General features: G+C 72.7%; 10 protein-coding genes. 6 read left to right on the top strand and 4 right to left on the bottom strand.

Going from position 1 to position 11623, the window contains the following annotated elements; translation table 11 throughout:
• The first annotated feature begins 3 nt into the window (after window positions 1-3).
• The 5 genes from QFZ58_RS05135 to QFZ58_RS05115 all read left to right on the top strand — a co-directional run bounded on the left by QFZ58_RS05135 (window position 4) and on the right by QFZ58_RS05115 (window position 6371).
• Window positions 4-1026, top strand: coding sequence for a glycosyltransferase family 9 protein (locus QFZ58_RS05135; protein WP_307123698.1), 1023 nt, complete (start codon window positions 4-6; stop codon window positions 1024-1026).
• A gap of 49 nt (window positions 1027-1075) precedes the next feature.
• Window positions 1076-1948, top strand: coding sequence for a glycosyltransferase family 2 protein (locus QFZ58_RS05130; protein WP_307128775.1), 873 nt, complete (start codon window positions 1076-1078; stop codon window positions 1946-1948).
• On the top strand, window positions 1945-2841 hold the full coding sequence (locus QFZ58_RS05125) for a glycosyltransferase family 2 protein (protein WP_307123697.1): 897 nt from the start codon (window positions 1945-1947) through the stop codon (window positions 2839-2841). The genes QFZ58_RS05130 and QFZ58_RS05125 overlap by 4 nt, the downstream gene beginning before the upstream one ends.
• A 190-nt stretch (window positions 2842-3031) precedes the next feature.
• Window positions 3032-5308 carry a catalase gene (locus tag QFZ58_RS05120; RefSeq protein WP_307123696.1) on the top strand — a complete coding sequence of 759 codons (2277 nt, stop codon included), beginning with the start codon at window positions 3032-3034 and terminating at the stop codon, window positions 5306-5308.
• A 187-nt stretch (window positions 5309-5495) separates the two neighbouring features.
• Window positions 5496-6371, top strand: a complete 876-nt coding sequence (locus QFZ58_RS05115; RefSeq protein ID WP_307123695.1) for an IS5 family transposase — start codon at window positions 5496-5498, stop codon at window positions 6369-6371.
• 10 nt (window positions 6372-6381) lie between these two features.
• Here the strand turns inward: QFZ58_RS05115 and QFZ58_RS05110 are convergent, their stop codons facing one another.
• The 3 genes from QFZ58_RS05110 to QFZ58_RS05100 all read right to left on the bottom strand — a co-directional run bounded on the left by QFZ58_RS05110 (window position 6382) and on the right by QFZ58_RS05100 (window position 8382).
• Complete coding sequence (locus QFZ58_RS05110; RefSeq protein ID WP_307123694.1) at window positions 6382-6903, bottom strand: hypothetical protein; 522 nt, start codon at window positions 6901-6903, stop codon at window positions 6382-6384.
• Window positions 6904-7017: 114 nt separating this feature from the next.
• Entirely contained in the window at window positions 7018-7896 is an 879-nt protein-coding gene (locus QFZ58_RS05105; protein WP_307123693.1) for an SDR family oxidoreductase, read from the bottom strand.
• Between the two features lie 69 nt (window positions 7897-7965).
• Window positions 7966-8382 (bottom strand): CBS domain-containing protein, encoded by a 417-nt coding sequence (locus tag QFZ58_RS05100; protein WP_307123692.1) that lies wholly within the window; start codon window positions 8380-8382, stop codon window positions 7966-7968.
• Window positions 8383-8593: 211 nt separating this feature from the next.
• Between QFZ58_RS05100 and QFZ58_RS05095 the strand changes: the two genes are divergently transcribed.
• Window positions 8594-9778, top strand: coding sequence for a zinc-dependent alcohol dehydrogenase (locus QFZ58_RS05095; RefSeq protein WP_307123691.1), 1185 nt, complete (start codon window positions 8594-8596; stop codon window positions 9776-9778).
• A 96-nt stretch (window positions 9779-9874) separates the two neighbouring features.
• Here QFZ58_RS05095 and QFZ58_RS05090 read toward each other — a convergent pair whose 3' ends face one another.
• Window positions 9875-11428, bottom strand: coding sequence for an FAD-dependent oxidoreductase (locus QFZ58_RS05090; protein ID WP_307123690.1), 1554 nt, complete (start codon window positions 11426-11428; stop codon window positions 9875-9877).
• Window positions 11429-11623: the final 195 nt, after the last annotated feature.

Genomic DNA, 11623 nt, shown 5'->3' with positions numbered 1-11623 from the left:
GCCATGGCCCGACCGCACACCCCGCCGCGCCCCCGTGTCCTCGTCCTGCGCGCCCTGGGCCTGGGCGACCTGCTCGCGGGCGTACCGGCCCTGCGCGGGGTACGCCGCGCCTTCCCGGGGCACGAGACCGTCCTCGCGATCCCGGGGGGCCTGCGTGACGCCGCGCTCGCCACGGGCACCGTCGACACCGTCCTCCCGGCGGCTGCGCCCGGACGCGGTGTGCCCGTCCTCACGGGCTGGACGGGGGAGCCGCCGGACCTCGCGATCGATCTGCACGGCAACGGGCCCGAGAGCCACGAAGCGCTGGCCGCACTCCGACCGCGCCGGCTGTTGTCGTACGCCCGTCCGGACCCGTCCGTCCCCGACCCGCCCCGGTGGCGCCGGGACGAGCACGAGCGGGAGCGCTGGTGCCGCTTCCTGCGGGCGTACGGCATCGGCGCCGACCCGGACGACGTGCGGTTGCCGCCGCCCACCCGCCCCTCTCCCGCGCCCGGCGCGGTCGTCGTGCACCCCGGCGCCGACGCGCCCGCCCGGTGCTGGCCCGCCGGCCGGTACGCCGCCGTCGTCCGGCGGCTGGTGGCGGCCGGCCTCCGGGTCGTGCTGACCGGGGGCCCCGGGGAGGAGGCGCTGACCGCCATGGTGGCCTCCGGCGCCGGGCTCGGCCCGGAACACGTCCTGGCCGGAGGACTGCCGTTCGATGAGCTGTCCGCGCTCGTCGCCCGGGCCGCCTGCCTGCTCAGCGGCGACACCGGACCTGCGCACCTGGCCGTCGCCCACGGCACGCCGTCCGTGACCCTCTTCGGCCCGGTGCCCCCGCACCTCTGGGGTCCGCCGGACGGCCCGGCCCACGGAGTCCTGTGGCACCCCGGGCCGCCCGGCGATCCGCACGGCCGTACCCCCGACCCCGCGCTGCTCCGCATCGGCACCGACGAGGTGCTCGCCGCCGTCCTGGAACGGTCCGCACGGCCGGGGGCGGCCGGCCGGCACGGCGCGTACGAACCGACGGAGGCGTCCGGACGTGTCTGACGGCACCGGACCGCACCACCTCCCGGCCGACGGCCGCACGACCGTCGCGATGATCACCCGGGGCCGGCCGCGCAGCGCCCTGCACACCCTGGACCAGCTCGCCGCACTGCCCGAGCGCCCGCCGGTCGTCGTCGTGGACAACGGCACGGACCCGGTGGCGACCGAGGCCCTGCGCGCCCACCCCATCGGCGCCGAGGTACTGCGCCCCGGGCACAACACCGGGGCCCTCGGGCGGAACCTGGCGGCGCGTCACGCGTCGACGCCCTACGTCGCCTTCAGCGACGACGACTCCTGGTGGGGACCCGGCGCCCTCGGGCGCGCGGCCGACCTCCTCGACGCGCACCCCCGCCTCGGGCTGCTCGCGGCCCGCAGCCTGGTCGGTCCGGAGGAGGACGAGGACCCGGTCAACGCCCTGCTGGCCGGCTCGCCGCTGCCACCGGAACCCGACCTGCCCGGCCGCCCCGTCCTGGGCTTCCTCGGCTGCGCGTGCGTCGTCCGCCGCCGTGCCCACCTCGAGACCGGCGGCTACCACCCGCTGCTCTTCTTCGGCGCGGAGGAGACGCTGCTGGCCTACGACCTCACCGCGGCCGGGTGGGGCGTGGCGTACGAGCCCACCGTCGTCGCGCACCACCACCCCGACCCCGGCGAGCGGCCCGGCCGCTCCGCCCTCCTGCGCCGCAACGCCCTGCTCACCGACTGGCTGCGCCGGCCCGCGCACGTGGCCGTGCGGCACACCGCGGGACTCGCCGCCGCCGCGGTGCGGGGAGACCCGGGAGCGGCGACGGCACTGCGCGGGGCCGCGGTCAGACTGCCCGCCGCCCTGCGGCAGCGGCGCCGGCTGCCGGCCAGGGTCGAACACGCGGTCCGGCTTCTCGAACGCCAGGCGCGCACGGAACACGACCGGGAGGAGAAGGGCCGATGAGAGACACCCGTACGACCGTGGTGGTGATCACCCGCAACCGTCGCCCCGAACTCCTGCACACCCTGGGGCTGCTGCGGGCGCTCCCGGAAAGGCCCCACGTCATCGTGACGGACAACGACTCGCACGACGGCACAGCGGATGCCGTCGCACGGCTGTTCCCCGATATGACCCTGCTGAGGCCGGGCCGCAACCTGGGCGCTGTCGGCCGTAACCTCGCGGTACGTCAGGTGGGCACCCCCTACGTGGCGTTCTGCGACGACGACACCTGGTGGGAACCCGGCTCGCTGCGCCACGCCGCCGACCTCCTCGACACGCGCCCGAGGCTGGCTGCCGTGACGGCCCGTATCGTCGTCGAGCCGTCCGGCGAGGAGGACCCCGTCGTCGCCGAGCTGCGGGATTCCCCCCTCACCGGGCCCGACTGGCTCCCCGGCCCCGCCCTCGGGTCGTTCCTCGCAGCCGCGACCGTGATGCGGACCGACGCCTTCCGTACGGCCGGCGGCTTCCACCCGGGGCTGTGGCTGGGCGGCGAGGAGGAACTGCTCGCCACCGACCTCCTCCGGCAGGGGTGGTGGCTCAGCTATGTGCCCGACCTGCTGATCCACCACGCGGCCTCCACGGTCCGGGACAGCAGGGAGCGGCGGATCGCCGGGCTGAGGAACACGCTCTGGTACACCTGGCTGCGGCGCCCGTGGGGGCCGGCCGTCCGGCGCACCGCCTACCTGCTGCGCACGGTGCCCCGGGACGGGGCGTCGGTGCGGGCGTTCGCCCGCGCGGTGGCGGGCCTGCCCTGGGTGCTCAGGCAGCGCCGGCCCGTACCGCACGAACTCGAAGCCCGTCTGATGCTGCTCGAGCGGGAACAGCGGAGATCGAGCGCGCGCCGGTACGTCGGGTGACGGCGTGACGGCCTCTCCCGTCCAGCACCGCCACGGCCTCTGCCGTCCCGGACCGCCCGGGTGATTTGCCGTCCGGAATGCGGGTACTGGGAGGCCTCGGACCGACCGTGCCGCCTCACCCCTCGCCTCGGGTCCTGACGGGTCGTCGCGGTCACCAGGGACACACGGACCCCGCCACGTTTGGAGCGTCATGACCGACAAGAACCCTCTGAAGGCCGCCGCGGAGAAGGCGGCCGACGCACTGGGAGTGACCACCGGTCCTGAGGAGGGCATCCCCGGGAAACCCGGCTCGCAGACCCCGCCGGTCGACGAGCCGACCCGGCCGCGTGAGCCGCTGCCGCCCAAGCCCGACCAGAGCGGACCGGAGCCGGTGAGCCCCACCGGGCAGCACACCTCCGCCACCCAGGCGGACGTCGCCCAGAGCGGTCAGTACCTGACCACGGCCCAGGGCGCCCGGCTGTACGACACCGATCACTCGCTGAAGGCCGGTGCCAGGGGACCGGTCCTCATCCAGGACCACCACCTGCGCGAGAAGATCACCCACTTCGACCACGAGCGCATCCCCGAGCGGGTGGTCCACGCCCGGGGCGCCGCTGCGCACGGTGTCTTCCAGGGTTACGGCACCGCCGCGAGCGTGTGCAAGGCGGCCTTCCTCGCCAAGGGCGTCGAGACACCCGTGTTCACGCGCTTCTCGACCGTGCTCGGATCGCGCGGCTCGTCCGACACGGTGCGGGACACCCGCGGCTTCGCGACGAAGTTCTACACCGACGAAGGCGTCTTCGACCTCGTCGGCAACAACATCCCGGTGTTCTTCATCCAGGACGCCATCAAGTTCCCCGACGTCATCCACGCGGGCAAGCCGCACCCGGACAGGGAGATCCCGCAGGCACAGAGTGCCCACGACACCTTCTGGGACTTCGTCACCCTGCACACCGAGGCGACCCACCACACCCTGTGGAACATGTCCGACCGCGGCATCCCCCGCTCGTACCGGACCATGGAGGGCTTCGGCGTCCACACCTTCCGCCTGGTCGACGCGGACGGCGGGACGACGCTGGCGAAGTTCCACTGGAAGCCCAAGCTCGGTGTGCACTCCCTCGTCTGGGAGGAGGCGCAGATCATCAACGGCGTGGACCCCGACTTCCACCGCAGGGACCTCGCCGACGCCATCGAGGCCGGCGCGTTCCCGCAGTGGGAGCTGGGCATCCAGACGTTCCCGGACACGCCCGACCAGACGTTCGAAGGCATTGACCTGCTGGACCCGACGAAGATCGTGCCCGAGGAACTGGCGCCGGTGCAGCCGATCGGACTGCTGACCCTCAACGCCAACCCGTCCAACTACTTCGCCGAGACCGAACAGGTCGCCTTCCACGTCGGCCACCTCGTGCCGGGCATCGACGTCACCGACGACCCGCTGCTCGCCGGGCGCCTCTTCTCGTACCTCGACACCCAGATCACCAGGCTGGGTGGGCCCAACTTCGGCCAGTTGCCCATCAACCGCACCCACGCCCCCGTCAACGACATGCTGCGCGACGGCATGCACCAGACGGCGGTGCACCGGGGCGTGGCGCCCTACCGGCCCAACTCGCTCGACGCGGGCTGCCCCTTCCTCGCCGGAGCCGACACCGGAGCGTTCGTCGAGACGCCGGTCACCGTGCCGGAGGCGAGCAAGGTACGCGAGGCGCCGGAGTCCTTCGCCGACCACTTCGGCCAGCCCAGGCTGTTCTGGCTCAGCATGAGCGCGGTGGAGCGCGAACACATCATCGCCGCCTACACGTTCGAGCTCGGCAAGTGTTACGAGCAGGCGGTCAAGGAGCGGGCGCTGAAGGTGCTCGCCAACATCGACCCCGAGCTGTGCGAGCAGGTAGCCGCAGGCCTCGGCCTCCCCGCCCCCGAAGCCACGGTGCGGCTCGCGTCCCCGGACCCGAGCCCGGCGCTGTCCCAGCTGGGCAGGGTATGGCCGCGGGACGGCAGGATCATCGGGATCGTCGCCGGTGAGACCGGCGACCTGGCAGGGGTGCGCACGGTGCGCGAGGCGGTCCTGGAAGCGGGGATGGTTCCCCTGGTCGTCGCCCCGGCCGGCGGCGTGCTCGACGCGGGCGGGGACCCCGTCACCGTCCAGCGCACCTTCGCCACCGCCCGGTCGGTGGAGTTCGACGCGATCCTGCTGGCGGGCGCGCCCGGCCGCGGGAAGGACGCGTACGGCGCGCGGGACGCGAAGGCCGCGACGGCGGGTGCCGCCTCCACGGCGACCGACCCACGGGTCCTGATGCTGCTGGCAGAGGCCTTCCGGCACGGTAAGACACTGGGTGGATGGGGTGACGTCACGGCAGTCCTGGAGGCCGCGGGAGCGCCGGCCTCCGCGCCGGGTGTGGTGACGGGCGACAGCGCGACCGCCGTACTGGACCAGACCGTCGAGCTGCTCGGCGCGCACCGGGTCTGGGACCGCTTCCCGCCGGCTGTCTAGCCGCGCCGCCCACACGCACGACCGCGTCGCCGAAAGCCCCGGTCAGGTCTTTCGGCGACGCGGTCCTGCCTGTGCGAGGAGCGCTACCCGCGCCCCGGCCCAAGGAGGCCGGGGACAGCGACCCGTGTCTCGTGCCCCCTAGGCCGTGTGTCGAAAGTGGATCTTGGGCTGTGAATGATCACAGGTCATGGGTCGGGGAAATCTCACGGACGAGCAGTGGGCGGTGCTGGAGCCGTTGTTACCGAAGGGGAAGAAGTCGGGGCGACCGCCCGTCTGGCCCCGGCGGCTGCTGATCGACGGCATACGGTTCCGGGTCCGGACCGGTGTGCCGTGGCGGGACGTGCCCGTCGAGTACGGGCCGTGGGGCCGGGTCTACGACCTGTTCCGCCGGTGGCAGCGGGACGGCACCTGGCAGCGGATCCTCAGCCGGCTCCAGGCCCTGGCCGACGCGAAGGGGGCGATCACGTGGGACTTGAGCGTCGATTCCACGGTATGCCGTGCCCATCAGCATGCGGCCGGGGCCCGCAAGCAGGGCGATCTGCAAAAGGAACCACCGGGCGGTGTCTTCACCGAGCCACGTGATCACGGGCTGGGACGCTCGCGCGGCGGGTTCACCACCAAGCTGCACCTGGCCGTCGAACAGGGCCAGAAGCCCATGTCGATCGTGATCACGGCAGGGCAGCGCGGGGACTCGCCGCAGTTCGAACCGGTGCTGGAGAAGGTCCGCGTGCCCCGCCTCGGGCCGGGCCGGCCACGCGTCCGCCCCGACCGGGTGCGGGCGGACAAGGCGTACGCCTCCCGCAGGAACCGTGCCTACCTGCGCCGCCGCGGAATCCGCTGCACCATCCCAGACAAGGCCGACCAGGCGCGCAATCGCCAGAAGCTCGGCTCTCGCGGCGGCCGGCCGCCGCACTTCGACCCGGTCGACTACCGCGAACGTCACGCGGTCGAGTGCGGGATCAACCGGCTCAAGAGGCACCGCGCTGTTGCCACGCGATACGACAAGCTCGCGGTCCGCTACGAGGCTACTGTGCTTGTCGCTGCCATCAACGAGTGGCTGTGACCCTCGACCGTTACGCGGTGGGATCCACGTTCCACCTCTCCGGCAGATCGCTGCCGCAGAAGACGCAGACGAAGTCGTCCTCGCGCACGATGTTGTGCTCCTGGCAGTCAGGGCACCGCCGGAACACCACCTCGTGGGTGAAGCCGGAGGGCCGCCCAAGCTCTACACGGTCCAGAGCACGGGCGACTGCCGACCAGGAGGTCACGTCCGGGCAGTAACCGGTGGACTGGTTGCTGACCTCGTCCACGGTCCACCGGTCCGCCTCACGCACGAAGCCGATCTCGCCGGCACTCAGAACCATGTCCCCGCCGGCGCAGGCCACGTGCTCGCTCCGCCGCGGCGCCAGCCGAAGGACACCATCCATGCCGACCACGAAGGTGAACGGTTCGGTCAGTTCTGCCGCCGATCGCCCAGCGATCCAGCCGTCGAAGTCAGCCGCCGAGCCTATCCGGCACCCGCCGCTGCCAGGCCGGACCGCAGCCTTCAGCTCAACCGGTCCGACATATCGGTAACTCTGCCCCCGCGCACTCACGTCAGCCAACCTAAAGCACTTCCGACACACGCCCTAGGCCGGGAGGGGTGGTGCGCGGGTGCGCTCAGGCCGCCCCGCCGGCCGGGTGCGCGGTGGGGCGGCTTCGCGTCCGTGTCACCGGTGTCCGGCTTCCCCGGCCCGTTCCGCCGCCCTGCCACCCGCCCCCAGCAGGCCCGTCGCCGAGAACTCCGAGCGCATCAGCTCCTGCCGTGCGAGCCGGGTGACCAGGCCGGGCAACGCCCCGCGGACCGCCTGCACCCCGCGCAGCCAGCCCGGGACGTACACCGTGGGCGCACGCCGTTCGATCGCGCGCACCATTCGGGCCGCCACGTGTGTGACGGGATAGATCTTCCTGGCGGGTGGGGGCATGTGCGCGCGCAGTTCACGCAGCACGGCCTGTTTGTCGCCGTCGCGGATCATGTCGGTGTCGGTCCAGTTCAGATAGGCGGTACCCACGGAGACCCCACGCGGCGAGAGCTCGGCGCGCAGCGAGTGGGCGAAGAACTCCGCACCCGCCTTGGACGCGCAGTAGGCGCTCATCATCGGTGCCGAGCCGATCCCCGCCAGGGAGCCCACCTGGAGGTAGTAGCCGCACGTGTCCAGCAGTTGCGGCAGGAACACCCGCGCGGTGACGGCGCTGCCGATGAGGTTGACCTCGATGACGCGCCGCCAGGTGCCGGGGTCGGAGTCGACGAAGGGACCACCCTCCGCGACGCCCGCGTTGGCCACCACCACCGACGCCGGGCCCAGCCGCTCGCGTACCTCTTCGGCGACCGCCGCCATCGCCTCGTCGTCCGTGACGTCCACGAACCAGTGGTGGGAGGCCGTCGGGAGCGCGGCGGCGACCTCGGCGAGCAGATCCTCCTCCAGCCCGAGCAGGGCCACGCGCGCCCCCCGGGCGGCCAGATCCCTGGCGACGGCCGCCCCGACACCTCGGGCGGCGCCGGTCACCACCGCCGTACGGCCACGCAGGACGTGTTCTCCAGCAGTCACGGGAACTCCTCGGTGCCGGGGGAGCGGGACTCCGCGGTCACGGGCCGGCCGGCCCGCGGGGCGTGTGCGTCAGTCGGTGGACAGCGCCTGCAGAAGATCCCCGACCTGGGGGTCGGGCAGGGCGCGGGCCACGTCCGCCTGGGAGACCATGCCGACGAGACGGTGTCCGTCGATCACGGGGAGCCGGCGGACCTTGTGCGCCGTCATGGTGCGCAGGATCTCGCCCGCGTCGTCGTCCGCACCGATGGTGACCGCCTCGCCCTGGGACAGCTCACCGGCCGTCGTCCCCGCCGGGTCCTTGCCCTTCCCCAGCACCTTCACCACGATGTCGCGGTCGGTCAGGACCCCCTTGAGCTTGTCGTCCGTACCGCAGATGGGCAGGGCTCCGACGCCCAGCTCCGTCATCTTCCGCGCCGCGTCGAGCACGCTCTCCCGCTCGCCCACGCACTCCGCGCCCTCGGTCATGATGTCGCGTGCCGTCGTCATGGTCGACTCCCTTCCTGGGGGACTGGGCCCTCCTCGCCCGGGCCCGGGTGCCGTCCGGGTACCCGGCACCCGGGCCGCGTAACGGACCGGCCTGGGTGACACGTCCGGCGTGACATGTCCGGGCGTTCCGGGACAGTACGCCCGGTGTTTCGCGCGGGGTGCCAGGGGAACCCGGGACCCATCCGTAATGGCGTGGAAAGGGAGTTGCACCGTGCGCGCACTGACCTATCAGGGAAAGCGGGACGTCCGGGTCGACACCGTCCCCGATCCGCAGATCCAGGATCCGACCGACATCATCGTCAGAATCACCTCGACCGGCATCTGCGGCTCCGACCTGCACCTCTACGAGGTCCTGAGCCCCTACCTGGAGCCGGGTGACATCCTCGGCCACGAACCGATGGGAATCGTGGAGGAGGTGGGCCCCGAAGTGACCGCGGTGGCCCCGGGCGACCGGGTGGTCATCCCCTTCAACGTCTCGTGCGGCCACTGCTACATGTGCGATCAGGGACTGCACTCCCAGTGCGAGACCACCCAGGTGCGCGATCAGGGCAAGGGCGCCGCCCTGTTCGGTTACACCAAGCTCTACGGCCAGGTGCCCGGTGGACAGGCGGAGCTGCTGCGCGTCCCCTTCGGCAACCGGCTGCCGGTCAAGGTCCCGCACGGGCCGCCCGACGACCGCTTCGTCTACCTCTCGGACGTGCTGCCCACCGCCTGGCAGGCCGTGGAGTACGCGGCCATCCCGCCCGGCGGCACCGTGACCGTGCTGGGTCTCGGCCCGATCGGGGCGATGGCGGCACGCATCGCGCAGCGGCGCGGCGCGAGCCTGGTGGTGGGCGTCGACCTGGTCCCCGAACGGCTGACCCGGGCCGCCGAGTACGGGGCGAAGTGCCTCGACCTGCGCAGGCACGGGAAGAACCTGGGCGACGCCGTACGGGAGCTCACGGACGGACGGGGCACGGACGCCGTGATCGACGCGGTCGGAATGGAGGCGCACGGCGCGCCCATGGCCAAGGCGGCGCACTGGGCCGTCGGGCTGCTGCCCGATGCCGTCGCCGAACGTCTCATGGACACCCTTGGCGTCGACCGTCTCGCCGCACTGCACGCGGCCATCGACATCGTGCGCCGCGGCGGCACGGTCTCGCTCTCCGGCGTGTACGGCGGAGCCGTGGACCCGATGCCGATGCTGACCATGTTCGACAAGCAGATCCAGCTCCGGATGGGCCAGGCGAACGTCCATCGCTGGGTGGACGACATCCTGCCGCTGCTCACCGACGAGGACCCGCTGGGCGTCGACAGTTTCGCCACCCACCGGCTCCCGCTCGAGGAAGGCCCCCAGGCCTACAAGACGTTCCAGGAGAAGGCCGACGGCATGATCAAGACCCTCCTGACGCCCTGAGCCACCGGCCTTCCGAGGCCCTGCGCCGACGCCCTGGCCTGTGAGGCCACGCGCCCCGACGAACCGGTCCTACGGTCCGCCGGGGCGCGGCCGCCCTCAGGAGCCGTCGCCGCCCAACACCTCGTCCATCCGCTCCAGGGGCCGTACCGCAGGCCCCTGGAGCACCGCTCCGTCGACCCCGAAGCGCGAGCCGTGGCAGGGGCACTCCCAGGCGGTCTCCGCCTCGTTGAACGCCACCAGGCACCCCAGGTGCGTGCAACGGGCGGACACGACGGACGCCGCGCCCTCCGGGTCGCGGTAGACCGCACAGCGACGGCCCTTGAGGCGCACCACGGCGCCGGTGCCGGGAGCGACCTCTTCCACCGTGTCCACATGGGCGGTGCGCAGCCGGTCGCCGGCGAAGTGCTTCGCCACGTCGAGTTGCTGGCTCAGCAGCGCGGGCGCCTCGCGCAGGGTGCTCTTGAGGCGACGGGGGTCGTACAGCCCGGCCCACGGCAGGGTTCCGCCCGTGATCAGGGCCGTGAGGAGCCGGCCCGACAGGACACCGCCGGTCATTCCCCAGCCGCCGAACCCCGTGGCCACATACGTGTGCCGGGCACCGGCGTGGAGCGGACCGACGAGCGGCACCGTATCGGTCGGGTCGTTGTCCTGGGCGGCCCAGCGGTAGGCGGTGGCTTCCACCGGGAAGCGCTCGTGCATCCACGCGTCCAGCCGCAGAAAGCTCTCGGACACGTTGCCCGTGCCGGGCGTGAAGGACTCCCCGGTGACGATCAGGAGCCGCCGGCTCTCGTCCAGAGGCGTCGAACGCACCGAACGCTTGCCTTCGTCCTCGGTGATGTACATGCCCTTCGGCGCAAGGTCCGCGGCGATCGGCGCGGCGACCACCAGCTCCCGGCGCGGGGAGAGACGGGCGAAGAGGAGCGCCCGGTCGAAGACGGGGTAGTGCGTCGCGACCACGACGTCACCCGCCGTGACCGTCCGTCCCGCCTCGGTGGTGACCCGGCACGGAGCACCCTCGGACAGGCCGGTGACCCGGCTTCGCTCGAAGATGCGGCCGCCCCGGCGCAGGAGGTCGTCGGCCAGGGCCAGCAGGTACCTGCGGGGGTGGAACTGGGCCTGTCCGTCCAGCCGCAGGGCCCCGCCGACCGGGAACGGCAGCTCCGTCTCCGTCCCGTACGTCACGGGCAGTCCCGCCTCGATCGCCGCATGGGTCTCGGCCCGGAGCTTGTCGGCCGACGAGGGCGTGACCGCATAGGAGTAAGCGCTCACACGTTCGAAGTCGCAGGCGATGTGGAGCTCGTCGACGATGCCCGCCACGCGCTCGACCGCGTCCTGCTGCGAGGTCGCGTACAGGCGGGCTCCCTCGGGGCCCCTCGTCTCCTGCAGCCGGTCGTACACGAGCGAGTGCAGGGCCGACACCTTGGCGGTGGTGTAGCCGCTGACACCCGCGGCGATACGGTCGGCCTCCAGTACGGCGACGGTCCGGCCTGCCCTGGCCAGTTCCCAGGCGGTGCTCAGACCGGCGATACCACCGCCCACCACCGCCACGTCCACCTCGATGTCCTCGCTCAGAGGAGCGTGCGGGGCGGAGTCGGTGCTGTCCATCCAGAAGGACTCGTCGTGCCCGGGAAGTCCGCGCGGATCCGTCATGGCGTGCTCTCCCAAATCTCAGGGTTGGCGAGCCTTGCGAGTGCCCGGCTCACGCATCCGGCACACCTCATGCTTCCCCGGGAGCCGCAGGACGCGTGCGGCCGTGCCCGCCCGCCGGCTCGAATCACCCACCCGGTCGATGCCGGACACCCCGGGCCCCAGCCGGCCCGCTCACGCAGCCGGCACGAGCCTCGC

Origin of the sequence: Streptomyces sp. B1I3 (genome assembly GCF_030816615.1) — a bacterium.
Lineage (GTDB): Bacteria > Actinomycetota > Actinomycetes > Streptomycetales > Streptomycetaceae > Streptomyces.
The sequence above is the reverse complement of the archived record's forward strand: the minus strand, read 5'-3'. Positions and strand labels throughout refer to the sequence as shown.